Annotated in this window: 17 protein-coding genes; 10 read left to right on the top strand and 7 right to left on the bottom strand. The window is 68.4% G+C overall.

Annotation, left to right across the window (positions count from 1 at the left end):
- The first annotated feature begins 33 nt into the window (after nucleotides 1-33).
- Nucleotides 34-1,374, top strand: coding sequence for a short-chain fatty acid transporter (locus AC6LJ5_RS05225; RefSeq protein WP_392408990.1), 1,341 nt, complete (start codon nucleotides 34-36; stop codon nucleotides 1,372-1,374).
- Between the two features lie 193 nt (nucleotides 1,375-1,567).
- Entirely contained in the window at nucleotides 1,568-2,296 is a 729-nt protein-coding gene (locus AC6LJ5_RS05230; protein ID WP_392408988.1) for an SDR family NAD(P)-dependent oxidoreductase, read from the top strand.
- 50 nt (nucleotides 2,297-2,346) lie between these two features.
- On the opposite strand, the gene AC6LJ5_RS05235 is transcribed toward AC6LJ5_RS05230, so the two are convergent.
- Complete coding sequence (locus tag AC6LJ5_RS05235) at nucleotides 2,347-3,129, bottom strand: IclR family transcriptional regulator (RefSeq protein ID WP_199770937.1); 783 nt, start codon at nucleotides 3,127-3,129, stop codon at nucleotides 2,347-2,349.
- A gap of 148 nt (nucleotides 3,130-3,277) precedes the next feature.
- On the opposite strand from AC6LJ5_RS05235, the gene AC6LJ5_RS05240 reads away from it, so the two are divergent.
- From AC6LJ5_RS05240 to AC6LJ5_RS05265, 6 genes are all read left to right on the top strand, one after another.
- Entirely contained in the window at nucleotides 3,278-3,967 is a 690-nt protein-coding gene (locus AC6LJ5_RS05240) for a 3-oxoacid CoA-transferase subunit A (RefSeq protein ID WP_103271329.1), read from the top strand.
- The gene (locus tag AC6LJ5_RS05245; protein ID WP_103271330.1) at nucleotides 3,964-4,611 is read left to right on the top strand and encodes a 3-oxoacid CoA-transferase subunit B; all 648 of its coding nucleotides are present in this window, start codon (nucleotides 3,964-3,966) and stop codon (nucleotides 4,609-4,611) included. The genes AC6LJ5_RS05240 and AC6LJ5_RS05245 overlap by 4 nt, the downstream gene beginning before the upstream one ends.
- 106 nt (nucleotides 4,612-4,717) lie before the next feature.
- Nucleotides 4,718-4,993: a muconolactone Delta-isomerase gene (gene catC / locus AC6LJ5_RS05250; protein WP_212315556.1), complete on the top strand. Its 276-nt coding sequence runs from the start codon at nucleotides 4,718-4,720 to the stop codon at nucleotides 4,991-4,993.
- Nucleotides 4,994-5,005: 12 nt separating this feature from the next.
- On the top strand, nucleotides 5,006-5,302 hold the full coding sequence (locus AC6LJ5_RS05255) for a YciI family protein (RefSeq protein ID WP_103271332.1): 297 nt from the start codon (nucleotides 5,006-5,008) through the stop codon (nucleotides 5,300-5,302).
- Between the two features lie 83 nt (nucleotides 5,303-5,385).
- Entirely contained in the window at nucleotides 5,386-6,168 is a 783-nt protein-coding gene (pcaD, locus tag AC6LJ5_RS05260) for a 3-oxoadipate enol-lactonase (protein WP_103271333.1), read from the top strand.
- 17 nt (nucleotides 6,169-6,185) lie between these two features.
- The gene (locus tag AC6LJ5_RS05265) at nucleotides 6,186-7,226 is read left to right on the top strand and encodes a cyclase family protein (protein WP_498139972.1); all 1,041 of its coding nucleotides are present in this window, start codon (nucleotides 6,186-6,188) and stop codon (nucleotides 7,224-7,226) included.
- 114 nt (nucleotides 7,227-7,340) lie between these two features.
- Here the strand turns inward: AC6LJ5_RS05265 and AC6LJ5_RS05270 are convergent, their stop codons facing one another.
- A complete protein-coding gene (locus AC6LJ5_RS05270; protein WP_103271335.1) occupies nucleotides 7,341-7,682 on the bottom strand; it encodes a PsiF family protein in 342 nt (113 codons plus the stop codon).
- Nucleotides 7,683-8,126: 444 nt separating this feature from the next.
- On the opposite strand from AC6LJ5_RS05270, the gene AC6LJ5_RS05275 reads away from it, so the two are divergent.
- Complete coding sequence (locus tag AC6LJ5_RS05275; RefSeq protein WP_103271336.1) at nucleotides 8,127-8,465, top strand: FxLYD domain-containing protein; 339 nt, start codon at nucleotides 8,127-8,129, stop codon at nucleotides 8,463-8,465.
- A gap of 270 nt (nucleotides 8,466-8,735) precedes the next feature.
- Nucleotides 8,736-9,386: a carbonic anhydrase gene (locus tag AC6LJ5_RS05280; protein WP_103271337.1), complete on the top strand. Its 651-nt coding sequence runs from the start codon at nucleotides 8,736-8,738 to the stop codon at nucleotides 9,384-9,386.
- A gap of 123 nt (nucleotides 9,387-9,509) precedes the next feature.
- Here the strand turns inward: AC6LJ5_RS05280 and AC6LJ5_RS05285 are convergent, their stop codons facing one another.
- From AC6LJ5_RS05285 to AC6LJ5_RS05305, 5 genes are all read right to left on the bottom strand, one after another.
- Nucleotides 9,510-10,133 carry a hypothetical protein gene (locus tag AC6LJ5_RS05285; RefSeq protein WP_498139973.1) on the bottom strand — a complete coding sequence of 208 codons (624 nt, stop codon included), beginning with the start codon at nucleotides 10,131-10,133 and terminating at the stop codon, nucleotides 9,510-9,512.
- A 50-nt stretch (nucleotides 10,134-10,183) separates the two neighbouring features.
- Nucleotides 10,184-11,536, bottom strand: coding sequence for a M48 family metallopeptidase (locus AC6LJ5_RS05290; RefSeq protein ID WP_498139974.1), 1,353 nt, complete (start codon nucleotides 11,534-11,536; stop codon nucleotides 10,184-10,186).
- Between the two features lie 346 nt (nucleotides 11,537-11,882).
- Nucleotides 11,883-13,376 carry a c-type cytochrome gene (locus AC6LJ5_RS05295; RefSeq protein WP_498139975.1) on the bottom strand — a complete coding sequence of 498 codons (1,494 nt, stop codon included), beginning with the start codon at nucleotides 13,374-13,376 and terminating at the stop codon, nucleotides 11,883-11,885.
- The gene (locus AC6LJ5_RS05300; protein ID WP_103271340.1) at nucleotides 13,373-15,028 is read right to left on the bottom strand and encodes a GMC family oxidoreductase; all 1,656 of its coding nucleotides are present in this window, start codon (nucleotides 15,026-15,028) and stop codon (nucleotides 13,373-13,375) included. Before AC6LJ5_RS05300 ends, AC6LJ5_RS05295 begins: the two co-directional genes overlap by 4 nt.
- Nucleotides 15,025-15,639, bottom strand: coding sequence for a sugar dehydrogenase complex small subunit (locus AC6LJ5_RS05305; protein ID WP_498139976.1), 615 nt, complete (start codon nucleotides 15,637-15,639; stop codon nucleotides 15,025-15,027). Before AC6LJ5_RS05305 ends, AC6LJ5_RS05300 begins: the two co-directional genes overlap by 4 nt.
- Between the last annotated feature and the right edge of the window lie 101 nt (nucleotides 15,640-15,740).

The following is a 15,740-nucleotide window of genomic DNA, read 5'->3' on the forward strand; positions in this document are numbered from 1 at the left end:
ACCACGCCCTACCCGGAGTTTGCTGGAGGCAACATGAATAAATTGGCGTCCTTTTTCACGGAGCTGATGCGCAAGTATCTGCCCGACCCCTTCGTCTTCGCGATCGCGCTGACACTGCTCACCGTGCTGCTGGCCATCGGCGTCGAAGGCAAGAGCCTGACGGCCATGACCACGGCCTGGGGCAAGGGCTTCTGGAGCCTGCTGGCCTTCACCACGCAGATGGCCGTGATCCTGGCGATGGGCTATGTGCTGGCCACCGCGCCGCTGACCGACCGCCTGCTGGACCGCATCGTCAGCCACGTGCACCAGCCGCGCACCGCCATCATCGTCGCCACGCTGGTCGGCGGCATCGGCAGCTACCTGAACTGGGGCTTCGGCCTGGTGATCGGCGGCGTGGTCGCCAAGAAGCTGGCGCTGAAGGTCAAGGGCGTGCACTACCCGCTGATCATCGCGGCGGCCTATAGCGGCTTCACCATGTACGGCCTGGGCCTGTCGGCCAGCATCCCCGTGCTGGTCGCCACGCCGGGCCATCCGACGGCCGGCCAGATGGGCGTGATCCCGCTGACCGAGACCATCTTCTCGGTGCCCATGCTGATCACCAGCCTGGTCATCATCGTGACGCTGCCGCTGCTGAACGCCTGGCTGCATCCCAAGCTGGGCGACAAGGTCGTGGAAGTGGACCCCGCCATCGACCGCGACGCGACGCAGGCCGGCGGCGCCGACGACATGCTGGAAAAGAACACCATCGCCACCCGCCTGAACAACAGCCGCATCCTGAGCCTGCTGATCGGCCTCATGGGCGTGGGCTACGTGGTGCTGCACTTCACGGGCGGCGGTTCGCTGGACCTGAACCTGATCAACTTCATCATCCTGTTCCTGGGCATCATCCTGCTGGGCACGCCGGCCGCCTACGTGGCCAAGCTGACCGAGGGCATCAAGACCATCTCCGGGATCATCCTGCAGTACCCGTTCTACGCCGGCATCATGGCCATCATGGCGGCCTCGGGCCTGGTGACCACCATTTCGAAGATCTTCGTCGACGTGGCCACGCCCGAGACGCTGCCCTTCTGGGGCCTGATCAGCTCCTTCGTCATCAACTTCTTCGCGCCGTCCGCCGGCGGCCACTGGGTGATCCAGGGTCCGTTCATGATCGACGCCGCCAAGGAAATCGGCAGCGCGCTGAACCAGACCACCATGGCCGTGATGCTGGGCAACGCCTGGAACGACCTGGTGCAGCCCTTCTGGATCCTGCCGGCGCTGGCATTGTCCAAGCTCAAGCTGCGCGACGTGATGGGCTACACGGTGATCATGATGCTGTGGGTGGGCGTGATTCACATCGCCGCCGTCCTCCTTTGGGGCTACGCCACGCATTAGGCTCCCCCGTACACGCTACGCGCGCCCCCCAGGGGGCGTCACCTACAGACCGGCGGAGCCGGATCTGGTGGTGACCCCGCTTGGGGAGGGTGGCTCAGATTGGAAGGGCTGGTTCTTGCGAAGTACCAAACGGCCCGAGCGGATTGGCGTGATGCGTTTGCGGGATTTTTGAATTGAAGATATGGGAGCGGATATGAGCAAACCACGGGCTTACCTTGTCACCGGCGGCAGCGCCGGGATCGGGGCGGCGATTGTCCGCATGTTGCTGGATGCGGGCCACGCGGTGGTGAACATCGACTACCGGCTGCCGGACGCGCCGCCGGCGGGGCTGGTGTCTTACCAGGCCGACCTGACCGACGAGGCGCGCACGAAGGAAGTGGCGCGCGAGGTGACGGCGGCGTATGACATCGTGGGGCTGGTGAACAACGCGGGCGCGACGCGGCCGGGCACGGCCGACACGGCGACGCTGGAAGACCTGGACTATGTGGTCAACCTGCATCTGCGCACCGCGCTGATCCTGGTGCAGGCGGCGCTGCCGGCCATGCGCGCGGCGGGCTTCGGCCGCATCGTCAACATGTCGTCGCGCGCGGCGCTGGGCAAGCCCGACCGCGTGGTCTATTCGGCCACCAAGGCCGGGCTGGTGGGCCTGACGCGCACGCTGGCCATGGAACTGGGCGGCGACGGCATCACGGTCAACGCCATCGGCCCCGGCCCCATCGCCACGGATCTGTTCACGAAGAGCAATCCGGCGGGCGCGCCACAGACCGAGCGCATCATCAACAGCATCGTGGTCAAGCGCCTGGGCACGCCCGAGGACGTGGCGCGCGCGGCGATGTTCTTCCTGTCGCCCGACAACGGCTTCGTCACCGGACAGATGCTGTACGTGTGCGGCGGCACCACGCTGGGCATTGCGCCGATCTGAATCCCGTCATGATGCCCGCCGCCTTCCGCTCCCCGTCCCGCCCGCGCCGCCTAGCGGCGCAGCAGCGCGTGGTTGATCTGGTCGGCGGCGCGGCGCAGCGGCGGCAGGAAGGCTTCCAGCATCGCTTCGCGCGTGTAGCGGTTGGCGTGGCCGCTGACGTTCATCGCCGCGATCACGCGGCCGCTGCGGTCGACGATGGGCACGGCCACCGATTGCAGCCCCGGCTCCAGCTCCTGCGCCACGCAGGCGTAGCCGTCGGCGCGCACCCCGTCCAGCAGGCGCCTGAGTTCCGCCACGTCGGTGACGGTGTGCGGCGTGTAGGCCTGGATCTGGCTCATGGCCAGCACGCGGTCGCGCTCGGCCGGGGGCAGGCCGGCCAGCAGCACGCGGCCCATGGACGTGACCCAGGCCGGCAGGCGGCTGCCCACGGCCAGGTTGATGGTCATGACCTTGTGCGTGGACAGGCGCAGGATGTAGACCACGTCGGCGCCTTCCAGCACCGACACGGAACACGACTCGCGCGTCTGCTCGGCCACTTCCTCCATGTACGGCAGCGCCAGGTTCCACAGCGGCGTGGCGGACAGGTAGGCGTAGCCCAGCTCCAGGATGCGCGGCGTGAGCGCGAACCTGCGGTCCTCGACGGTGACGTAGCCCAGGTGCTCCAGCGTCAGCAGGATGCGGCGCGCGCCAGCGCGCGTCAGGCCGGTCACGGCCGCGACTTCGGACAGCGTCATCTGCGCGCGGTCGGGGCCGAACGCCCGGATCACGGACAGGCCGCGCGCGAAGGATTGCACGTAGCTGTCGCTGGGTTGCTGGGCGTCCTGCTCGGCCATCGGTCTGCTGCCACCTATGAAAATCCTGGGGACGACGCCGTGCCGGCTCGCCTTGACGCTCGCGTCGGCCCCATGAAACGATGTTCTTCAGAAGAACGAATGTTCTATAGAAGAACAAATTATGACATGCCACCTATGAGCGAACACCATGATCTCTAAGCTTGTTGCCAACGCGGCGACCGCCCTGGCGGACGTACCCGACGGCGCGACCGTCATGATCGGCGGCTTCGGCACGGCCGGCCAGCCGATGGAGCTGATCGACGCGCTGCTCGAACAGGGCGCCAAGGACCTCGTCATCATCAACAACAACGCCGGCAACGGCACCGCCGGCCTGGCCGCGCTGCTGGGCGCGAACCGCGTGCGCAAGATCATCTGCTCGTTCCCGAGGCAGGTGGACTCGCAGATCTTCGACGGCCTGTACCGCAGCGGCAAGATCGAGCTGGAGCTGGTGCCGCAGGGCAACCTGGCCGAGCGCATCCGCGCCGCCGGCGCCGGCATCGGCGCCTTCTTCACGCCCACGGGCTACGGCACGCCGCTGGCCGAGGGCAAGGAAACCCGCGAAATCAACGGCCGCCAGTACGTGCTGGAATACCCGCTGCACGCCGACTACGCGCTGATCAAGGCCGAGCGCGGCGACCGCTGGGGCAACCTGGTGTACCGCAAGACCGCGCGCAACTTCGGCCCCATCATGGCCAGCGCGGCGCGCGTGGCCGTGGCGCAGGTGCGCGAGATCGTCGAACTGGGCGAGCTCGATCCCGAGAACGTGGTCACCCCCGGCATCTTCGTGCAACGCGTGGTGCGGATCGACGCCGCCCCGGCCGCCAAGGAACAGCAATGAGCCAAAACAAACTGAGCCGCGACGAGATCGCCGCGCGCGTCGCCCGCGACATTCCCGAAGGCGCCTACGTGAACCTGGGTATCGGCCTGCCGACCCTGGTCGCCAACCACCTGCCGGCCGACCGCGAAGTCATCCTGCACACCGAGAACGGCATGCTGGGCATGGGTCCGGCGCCGGCCAAGGGCGAAGAGGACTACGACCTGATCAACGCCGGCAAGCAGCCCGTGACCGAGCTGCCCGGCTGCGCCTTCTTCCACCATGCCGATTCCTTCGCCATGATGCGCGGCGGCCATCTGGACATCTGCGTGCTGGGCGCCTTCCAGGTGTCGCAGCACGGCGACCTGGCCAACTGGCACACCGGCGCCCCCGACGCGATTCCCGCGGTGGGCGGCGCGATGGACCTGGCCATCGGCGCCAAGGACGTGTTCGTCATGATGGAACTGCAGACCCGCGAAGGCCAGAGCAAGCTGGTGCAGGCCTGCACCTACCCGCTGACCGGCGTGCGCTGCGTGTCGCGCGTGTACACCGACGTGGCGGTGTTCGACATCCGCGCCGACGGCGTCACCGTGACCGACCTGTTCGGCGGCGTCACGCCCGACGAGCTGCTGCGCCTGACCGGCCTGCCGCTGAAGTTCGCGAACTGAACCCGGGCCGGGCCAACGCGCCCGCGCCCTTTATCGACACCCCGGGCCGCGCCGCGCGGCCCGACCAGGCTCCGCGATGCCGGGGCCGCAACCCGGAGAATCCATCATGTTGTTCATGGTTCAAATGCAAGTCAATCTGCCCGTCGACATGCCGGCCGAGCGCGCCGACAAGCTCAAGGCCGACGAAAAGGCCCTGGCGCAACAGCTGCAGCGCGACGGCAAGTGGAAGAGCCTGTGGCGCGTGGTCGGCCGCTATGCCAACGTCAGCATCTTCGACGTGGAAAGCAACGACGAGCTGCACACCCTGCTGGCCTCGCTGCCGCTGTTCCCGTACATGGACATCCAGGTGACGGCGCTGGCGCGTCATCCCTCGGCCATCTGAGGCGAAGCCGCCATGCCCTACATCATCGAGACCTTCGACAAGCCCGGCCACCAGGCCGTGCGCCAGCAGCAGCGCGCCGCGCACCTGGAATACCTGGACGCCAACAAGGGCCTGCTGCTGGCCTGCGGCGCCAAGCTGCAGGACGACGGCGCCGATGCCGGCGGCGGCCTGTACCTGGTCGACCTGGACACGCGCGAAGCCGCGCAGCAGTTCATCGACGCCGATCCCTTCGCCCAGGCCGGCCTGTTCGAGCGCGTGGCCATCACGCGCTGGCGCAAGGCCTACGTCGACGGCGTCTGCCACCTGTAAGCCCGCCGCCCGCCCGCGCGGCGCGGCCACCCCATGCGCCGGACGGCATCGCCGCCGTCCGGCTTCACCCTCGAGGAACATCCATGTCTTATGCCGATCTCAGCCAGGCCCGGCTGTACTACGTCATCGACGGCCCCGCCGACGCGCCCGTGCTGGTGCTGTCCAATTCGCTGGGCACCTGCGCCGACATGTGGGCGCGCCAGGTGCCTGAGCTGAGCAAGCATTTCCGCGTGCTGCGCTACGACACGCGCGGACACGGCAAGTCCTCGATCCCCGACGGCGAATACCGCTTCGAACAGCTGGCCGGCGACATCGCCGAGCTGCTGGACAGCCTGGGCATCGCGCGCGCCCACTTCTGCGGCCTGTCCATGGGCGGCCCCACCGGCATCGCGCTGGCGCTGGCCCACCCGGAACGGGTCGACAGCCTGATCCTGTGCAACACGGCCGCCCGCATCGGCTCGGCCGAAGGCTGGACCACGCGCATCAACGCCGTGGCCGAACAGACGCTGGAAAAAATGGCGCCGGCCCTGGTCGAGCGCTGGCTGACCGACGGCTACCGCGCCGCCGAGCCGGGCCTGTCGCAGGTGCTGGTGGACATGCTGCGCCGCACGCCGGACGCCGGCTACTCGCGCAACTGCGCCGCGCTGCGCGACGCCGACTACCGCGACCGCGTCGCCGCCATCCGCGCGCGCACGCTAGTCATCTCCAGCACCCACGACCTGGCCGCCACGCCGGCCCAGGGCCGCGAGCTGGCCGCCGCCATCCCCGGCGCGCGCTACGTCGAGCTGGACACGTCACACATCTCCAACTGGGAACGGCCCGAGGAATTCAACCGCGCCGTGCTCGGCTTCCTGCTGGCCCAGTGAATCCCGGAGGACACCGCATGCAACGCTGGAAACACCGGCCCGAGGGCTCGAACTGGGGCGACTTCGGCCCCGACGACCAACTCGGCCGCCTCAACCTCATCACCGAAGAACAGGTGCTCAAGGGCGCCCGCGAGATCCGCGCCGGCAAGACCTTCTGCCTGTCGCTGCCGCTGGACCTGCCCGGCGGCAACGTGCTCAACCCGCGCCGCCATCCGCCGCAGCTGAGCCCGACGCGGCTGCGCGACACGCCCTACCTGAACTTCCCGCTGCGCAACGTCAATCCCGACGCGCTGGACGTGCTGAGCGACGACCAGGTGCTGCTGTCCATGCAGTACTCGACGCAATGGGACGCGCTGGCCCACGTCGGCGCGCTGTTCGACGCCGACGGCGACGGCCGGCCCGAGCTGCGCTACTACAACGGCTATGCCGCCGGCGTGGACGTGATCGGCCCGGCCGACGGCAGCCACGCGGGCTGCGGCTGCGACAGCGGCGGCCCGTCGGCGGCGCTGAAGCTGGGCATCGAGCACCTGGCGCAGAAAGGCATGCAGGGACGCGGCGTGCTGGTCGACCTGGAACGCCACTACGGCGCCGGCCGCACGCTGATCGGCCACGCCGAGCTGATGCGCGTGATCGAGGCCGACGGCATCGAGATCGAGCCGGGCGACATGCTGGTGCTGCGCACCGGCTACGCCGAGGCCGTGGTCGCCATGAACGGCCAGCCCGACGCCGACACGCTGCACAGCTACGGCGCCGCGCTGGACGGCACCGACGAGGCGCTGCTGCAGTGGATCACCGACAGCGGCATCGCCGCCATCTGCGCCGACAACTACGCGGTGGAAGCCTATCCCGCGCGCGAGCGCAGCGGCCCGCGGCCCATGCTGCCGCTGCACCACCACTGCCTGTTCAAGCTGGGCCTGCCGCTGGCCGAGCTGTGGTACCTGAAGGACCTGGCCGACTGGCTGCGCGCCAATAGCCGCCACCGCTTCATGCTGACCGCGCCGCCGCTGCGCCTGCCGCACGCCATCGGCTCGCCGGTGACGCCGATCGCCACGGTCTGAGGCGGCGCGTCCTTCCGGCTCGGACACCCGCGCGGCTGCGCGCCGGATCGGAATGGACCGCCACAAACACGCCGGGCCGCTTGCGCGGCCCGGTTGCGTTTGAAGCGCAGGCGCTCAGCCCTTCAGGCAGGTGCTCATGAAGGTCTTGCGCTTGTCGCCGGTGAGCTTCTGCTCGCCGGCCTTGGCGTTGCAGTCCTTCATCTTCTGCTGCTGTGGCGTGAGCTGCTTGGCCGGCGCCGGCTGCTCGCCCTTCAGACAGGCGCTCATGTAGGTCTTGCGATCGTCGCCCTTCTTGCCCTCGGCCGACTTGTTGCAGTCGGCCATGCGCTGCTGCTGCGGCGTGGGGGTCTTGGCGGGCTGGGCGGCGGCGGGCGCGGCGGTCTGCGCGAACGCGGCCCCGGCGAAGCAAGCGGAAAGGACTAAGGCCGAAGCCAGCTGGCTGGTGCGGGAAAACATGGATTCCTCTCTTTGAGCGCCCGGGGCGCCCGAGGGGCGCGGGATCGGGCCGCACGGTCCGCCGGACAAGGCGCCGGCGTGCTCATCATCGGGCAAACACCAGGGCTTCGCAAGAGCGTAAGAAGTTAAAAAACGCTAAGGCGCCAGGGGCGCCCGCCAGCTGTCTGGCAGCTGAAAAACGACCGCCTCGCGTCCGGCTGATCATAGACAAACGCGGCGGGCGCGCACCCTCGCCGCGACACGCCGGCGACGCTAGAATGCCCGCAAGCCGGAGACATTCGGATGCAGCCGCGCCATCCCCTGTCGAATCTGGGTGCAACCCTCGCAACCTGTTACCCATTGCCCCTCGCCACCCGTTGTGCGCCGGGGCGTAAAGGTGTGAGATAGAAACGCCGCGACACAGCGCGCCTTGCCCGCCGCGGCGAGCCCCGAAAGGAGACGACCATGAAAACCGCCCTAGCCTTCCTTGCCGCGCTGGCCTGCCTGGCCGGCGGCGGCGCGTCGGCGCAAAGCCTGGCCTACGGCGTCACGCTGGGCAATATCCAGACCGTGCGCGACGCCCAGAACGGCTCCACCATCACCGGCTCGCTCGCCAATCAATCCGCCCGCCCCATCAACAGCGTCATGCTGACCTTCGTGCTGTACGACGAACAGGGCCGCGAGATCGGCCGGGTGCAGGACGGCGTGACGGGACCGCTGGCGCCGGGACAGATCCGGCTGGTGCGGGCAGTCACGCCGCTGCCGGCGGCGCGGGTGACGGCGCTGGACGTGCAGGCCTGGTAGCCCATGCGTCAATGCGACCCTTTTATCTTGCAGGCATCTGCAACCGCGCCCGCCACGTAGCGCGCCCCCCCAAGCCAGGCCGCGCGGATCCGGCTCCGCCGGTCCGCAGCGGCGCCCCCTGGGGGGGAGCGCCAAAGGCGCTTCGGGAGGGACCCAACTTATGGGAAAATTGGCATTGCCGACTCGATGACAGGGGCTTCCGCGCGAAGCCCCTTCTTGCGTCTGTCGGCTCGCCAGTCTCCCTGGCCCAGTTATTAGGATGTGAAAACCATGTTCCCCAAAAGACTCGCTGACGGCTATCAATCCTTCCTCGACGGCCGCTTCCCCGCCGAGCGTTCGCGCTACCAGAAGCTGGCGGAAACCGGACAAAACCCGGAAATCCTGATCATCGGCTGCTGCGACTCCCGCGTCGCCCCGGAACTGATTTTCGACGCCGGACCGGGCGAGATGTTCGTGGTGCGCAACGTGGCCAACCTGGTGCCGCCCTGTGACCCGGATACCGAATCGTCCTACCACGGCACCAGCGCCGCCATCGAATTCGCGGTCAACGGCCTGAACGTCAAGCACATCGTGGTGCTGGGCCACGCGTCCTGCGGCGGCGTGCGCGCGTTCTACGACGACGCCAAGCCGCTGAGCCGCGGCGACTTCATCCGCAAGTGGATGACCCAGATCGAGCCCGTGGCCGAAGGCCTGGGCGAATCCACCGGCGACCGCAACGCCGACCTCAAGCGCCTCGAACTGGCCGTGATCAAGCAGAGCCTGAACAATCTGCTGACCTTCCCCTTCATCCGCCGCCGCGTCGAAAGCGGCGAGCTGGAACTGCACGGCACCTACTTCGGCGTCGCCACCGGCGTGCTGTTCCTGCTGGACAAGGACAGCGGCGAATTCCACCCCTGCGTGGAAAACGGCGTCACGAAGTAAGCCTGCGTGGTCGCGGGCGTCGGAGCCGGACCGGCCCCGACGCGCCGTGGGGCAAGCCGCCGCGCTCGCGGCGATCGGACGCCTTGCGGCGCGCCTGCCGGGCCCGCCAGTGTTCCCTGTCGATCAGCCCAGGCGCGCCAGTTCGGCGCGCGCCTGCGCCGCCATGTGGAAATCGTTGATGCGCTCGGTCAGCTGCGCCACGCTCATGCCCTTGGGGCCGGTGTACAGCGTCAGGTCGGTCACGTACTCGCCCGTCTTGCGATTGTGGCGCGTCACGCCGACCGAGAACGGACGCTTGAGCGGCGGCGGCGTGAAACCCGCCTCGTAGTTCAGCACCAAGGCAACGGAAATGGGCAGGAAGGAGTAGCGGGTCTCATTGACGCGCCAGTCCGAAATGCTGTCCCAGGGCGTCAGGTCGCCGCCGCGCACCCGTATGCCTTCCTCGCACAGGGTGTAGCAAGGCTCGCGCGGGCCCAACATCATCCACAGGCTGGACAGCAGCGCCAGACCCAGCAACGAGAACAGCAGGACTTCCATCGTCGTCAGATGACGGGAAGACAGCGCGCCATACAGCACCGCGGCGCCCGCGCCGCCGAACAGCACCGGCAGTCCGACCGAATGCGGCGTAATCTCCACGCTGCCGCGCCCGGCCGCCTCCAGCCGCTTCAGCTCTGCGATATACGCGTCGCGGTCCGCTTGCGCATGCGTGGTGAATTCTTGTTCCAGCGAGGATGCGATGTCATTCATGACGTCTCCGGATGGGATCAGCGAAACCTGCGCAGCGCGGTTGCCGGCGCTCAAGCGGACACGGCCGATTCCAGCCCCAGCTCGACCAGCAGCGCGGCGTCGCGCGGATCGCGCGCGCGGGCCAGCAGCTCGGGCGTGATGGCCACGCCCAGCGCGTCCAGGCGCTGCTTGAGCGACGGGTGGCTGTCCAGCGGATGCGCCTGCTGGTCCTGCAGGCGCTCTTGCGGGTCATCCAGCCCGTGCTCGGCGACCAGCCGGCGCACCATCTTCAGCACGCCGCCGCGCTCCTCTGCCGGCGCCTGCTGGTTGTGCGCCAGCGCCGCGTCCACGATCCGGTGCAGCCCGGAAATGCGCAGCAGCGCCAGCGCGGACGATTCCGTGCCGGCGATGCGGCTGCCGAAAGCGTCGGCCGCCAGCTCGCGCTCGCGGCTCCAGTGATGCATGGCTTCCTCGAAACTGGCGAGGAACCATTTGCCATACAGCGTGACCGGCGCGGCGACCCAGGCGCGCGAGCCGTCGTCCTTCTCGTCGTGCTCGTTAGCGATGGCGTAGATGCTGTCCAGGAAGCTGCGGTAAATGGGCGCGAAACGCAGGCTGTAGCCCGTGTCCTCGCCGGTGAAATGGCCAAGCTCGTGCGCGATCACCGCGGACACCTGGGCGCGGTCCAGGAAAGCCATATAGGGCAAGGGCAGGTACAGCACGCGCCCCTCGGGCACCGGCTGGCCGCTGACCAGCGCCACCGGATGCTCGGTGACGAAGAAGCCTTCGTTCAGGCCGACAACGACCGCGTCGGGCGCGCGCGCGTCTGTCCGCTTGGCGATCTCGCGCACGAACTCCCACAGGCGCGGCGCCTGATGCGGCGCCAGCGACTGGCCCATGAGCAGAATGGGCTCGGGCTCGCCCTGGCGCTCGGACTGGCGCAGCGCGCCATACAGCATCTTGAAGCCGTACCAGGCCAGCGCCAGCGCGACCATGGCGAGGAACACGCCCAGCTTGACGCCGCCGTCCGACACGCCCGGCCGGCTCAGGATGATGATGGCTTCGAAACTCAGCAGGGTGATCAGTCCGCCGAACACCAGCACGGTCTGCGACAGCATGAACTTCGGCAGCCAGCGGCGGCCGTTCTCGAAGGCCTGCATCAGTGCGTCGCGCGACTGCATGGCCCGCGCCGTGGCGCGGCGGATCGCCACCAGCGCCGCGCAGAAGGACGCGGTCGCCAGGACGCCCAGCAACAGCGTCAAGGGCGCCAGCAGCGCCAGCGCGTCATGCACCCACGGGCTGCGCTGCCCGTAATAACGCAAGGATGTCACCGGCACCGTCGGCAAGGCGCCAACGCGCTGCCATTGCCATAGCGCGATGATCGCCATAGCCACCGGCACGCCAAGGCCCAGGACAAAAACCATGCGGCGTATGCGAGCGGAATACGGCGCTACGTCGTTCACGATTCTTATTCATTTTCATGGAGGTGGCCGAGTATATAGCTCGAACGACGGTGACAAGCAACGCTGCTGTCGGGGAAGTATCTCAATACCTCGTTAATGCTCGAGCAAACAAGAATCCAAAAATAGAAATATCGAATTTTTGCGTTCGATATCACTCTCACGGTCGCGGCGCCCGGAACGGATTCGTTATCGTCAGGCCATCCTCGAGGATCTGCCCGTGGCTCATGTCTTCACTGTAAAGCGTACGGCAACCTGCTCCGATCGCCGCCGCAGCGATGCTGGCTTCGTAGAAGGACAGCCGGCCCTCCTAGCGCGACCGACGCCTGCACACCCGCCGCCACGCCAGCAGCAGAAGCAGCAGCACCACCAGGACGGCGACGCCGCCCGGCACCAGATAAGGCTGGGCCTTCGCCAGCAGCGGCACGGGGCCGCCATCGCGGGACTGCTGCACGTCCGCGGGCGTGACCCGCAGATCCGGATTGCCGTAGCTCGCCAGCACGTAATTGGAAATGTCCGCCACCTGCTGGTTGGTCAGCGGATTGACATAGGACTTCTGATCGAAGCGCGGCATCAGCACGTGCTGATCGCCGACATTGCGGTCGATGCCGTACAGGATGGTCGCGACCAGGTTGGCCGCCGTGCCCGCGCCGGTGGCCGTGTTGTGGAACAGCGAGGGATAGGCCTGGTTGGCGCTGCCCGCGCCGCTGGACTGGTGACAGCTGGCGCAATAGCCGCTGAACAGCGCGGCGCCGGACTTCAGGCTGGCGGTGGCGGTCTGGCTGTCCAGGCCGCGCCGCCGCGCCTCGTCGCTGGCCGCGCGGCCCTGGTCATAGGCGGTCCCGGCCGGGCGCTTGCTGTCCGCCGCGGGCTCGGGGCCGACCGGCGCGGTGCTCTTCAGGTAGGCCGCGATCGCCCGAAGGTCCGTCTCGGGCATGTGCTGGAAACTGTTCTCGACCGCCTCGGCCATCATGCCGCCGGCCTGGGCCTTGCCGGCGACGCGGCCGGTGCGCAGGTACTGCACCAGTTCGTCCTCCGACCAGCCGCCGATGCCAGCGACGGGATCCGAGCTGATGTTCGGCGCGTACCACGGCCCGACGGGGCCACCGCCCAGCGCGCGGCCGGCGTCCTCGGCCATGAGCGCGTTGCGCGGCGTATGGCAGCTGCCGCAATGCGCCAGCGCATTGGCCAGATAGGCGCCACGGTTGATCTGCTCGCTCTTGGACGGATCCGGGGTGTAGCGCCGGTTGTCCAGGAATAACAGGTTCCATCCCAGCATCGAGGCCCGCACGCTGAACGGGAACGGCAGCCGCGTGACGGGAGCGGGTTCATCCACCGGGGCCACGCCCTTCATGAAATAGGCGTACAGCGCCTTCATGTCCTCGTCGGTGATCAAGGTGTAGGACGTGTAGGGCATGGCCGGATACAGCCGGGCGCCATCCTTGCGCACGCCCTCGCGCAGCGCGCGGGCAAAATCCGCCTCGCTGTAGTCGCCGATGCCCGCCGTCCTGGACGGCGTGATGTTGCTGGCGTAGATGACGCCCAGCGGACTGTTGATGGGATAGCCGCCGGCATATGGCTTGCCGCCGCCGGCCTGCGTGTGACAGGCCAGGCAGTCGGCGGCGATGGCCAGCGAGCGGCCGCGTTCGAGCAGGCGCGCGTCGGCCTCGGCCGGCGCCTGCGCGGCGGCGCCGGCGGCCAGCCCCAGCCACAGCGCCGCGCCCAGGCCCAGGCGCAGCCAGGCGCGCGGGCGCGGGGAACCCGGATCGGAAACGACATGCGCGGAGCGGGCGGCGGGCATCATGCGGCGGCATCCATCTGCTTGGCGATGGCCGCCGCGGCCTTCAGGCCCAGGGCGGCCATGCTCAAGGTGCTGTTCACCACGCTGGCCGAGGGCATCGCGCCGCCGCCCGGCAGCCAGAGATTGTCGTGGTCGTGCGCGCGGCAGTCGCCATTCACCACCGAGTCCTTGGGATTGGCGCCCATGATGACGCTGCCCATCATGTGGTTGTTGGCGTTGAGCTGTGTCGTGATGCGGAATTCGGTGGCCTGGAACAGCGTGCCGATATGCCGCAGCTGCGCATGGGCGGCCTCGGCGCCCTTGCGCACGTAGTCGCCCACGTCGTAGTTGACGTCCGGACAGGGCAGCCCCAGCGGATCCATCCGCGTCTTGCTCAGGGTCAGGCGGTTGTTGGGGTCCGGCAGCGGCTCCAGGCTGATCGACAGGTCCACGCCATGCGCGGCGCGGCGGCGGATCTCGGCGTCCAGCGCCTTGCCAGCCAGGCCCATGTCCATGGCGGCCTGCGTGGCCGACGCGACCTGGGTGATGTTGTTCAGGATCATCTTGTTGGCCGAATAGGCCGAACGGAAGGCGCCGTCGCGCGGCCCCACCAGGCAGCTGCTCTGCGCCGGGCCGCGTCCCGGCCAGAGCGGTTCGCTGGCCAGGAAGAAGCAATGGAAGCCCGAGTGGTCCATGATGTTGCGGCCCACCTGGTCAGACGAATTGGCGATGCCGGCGGGGTTGCGTTCATTGGCGGCCATGAGCAGCAGGCGCGGGGTTTCCAGCGCGTTGCAGGCCAGCACGAAATGCCGGCCGGTGGCCTTGTGCGACTTGCGCGCCTGGTCGTACCAGTGCACGGCGGTGACGCGATTGTTCTCGTCCGTGTCGATCTTGTAGACCACGGCCTGCGGCAGCACGATGGCGCCCTTCTCCTCGGCCGCCTGGACATGATGGATGCCGTTGTACATGGCGCCGACCGGACAGATAGGCTGACAATTGTTGTTGCCGCAACAGGTGGGACGGCCGCGCCAGGGCCGCGTGCTGCGGCCCTGCGGAATGGGCACCGAGCGGTAGCCATGCGGGTTCACCACGTCGGCGAAACGCTGGTCGCCATAGGCCCACGGCACCATGTCCATCGGATAGGGACCGCTGCGCTCGACCGGCGATTGCTGCGCGGGATCGTTGGGACCGGCCACGCCCATCTCGTTCTCGGCCTGCAGGTAGTAAGGCTCCAGCTCCTCGTATGAGATCGGCCAGTCGCGGCCCACGCCGTAGGCCGATTGCATGCGCAGGTCCACCGGCAGGTGGCGCCAACAGGACGCCGCCCAATGCCAGGTGGTGCCGCCCACGGTGCGCAGATAGCCCTGCTTGAAGCCGCTGCCGCTGGGACCTGTCAGGTGAACGTAGTTGTTTTCCGGGAAATACAGCGGCGCCGGCGCCAGCGGGGACTGTGGATACAGGCCCTGGAAATCGGATCCCAGGCGATTGGCGAAGGGCATGTTGCGCCAGTTTTCCACGGCCTGGGCGCGCTCGATGCGCAGGCCGGCCTCCAGGATCAGCACGGAGTGGCCGCGGGCGCTCAGCTGGTCCGCGATCATCGCGCCCACGACGCCCGAGCCGACGACGACGATGTCCGCGCGCGCGTCGCCGTCGGCGGAGAATTCTGCTTGTCTCATAGGGTTGCGCCAGGTGAAGCGATCAGGGGAGGCTCGGGCGGCATGGACGCCGGATCCGGCGGGGCCGCCGTCCACCAGAGCGGGCCATAGCTGCAATAGGTGGGCACGGTGAGCGCGTCGCGCACGGGCTGGTACATCAGCGCCTCTTCATAGGCAACGACGACGGCGGTCGGCCCGCGTCCCACGGTGCCCGTGTACCAGGCGGCGACGATGTCGCTGGCCAGGTCCTGCAGCCCGGCCTGCCTGGCCGCGGCCATCAGCGCGTCGGCGGTGGGATGGCTGGCGGCCAGCGCGGCCAGCCTGGGCCAGTCGCCGGCCTGACGCACGCCGGAACGCTCCAGCGCGTCGCGCATGCGGCGCGCGGTGACGGGGTTCAGGTGGGCGTGGTCGGTCAGCGCGCGCGACAGCGCGAGGAAACCATCGTCGGCCACGGGCGCGGCAGACGGTTGCGCGGCGGGTTGAGCACAGAGCAGGGAGGGATAGGCCAGCAGTCCGGCTTCAAGCGCGACGCCGGCCAGGCCCAGCATGAGCGCGCGGCGGCGCGGCAGCGCGACCTGCGCGTCGGTCTCGGAAGGATCCGGGGCCGGGGTGCCTGAGGAGGGCGATTCCACGGTGATCTGTCCTTTCCAGTAAAACACTGCGGTTTACTTTATCGGATGCACCTGACAGGAAGGTGTACTGTACTCCTCTGCCCCATGGGCAACAATTTTCC

This window comes from Achromobacter sp. 1011791174, assembly GCF_059760925.1.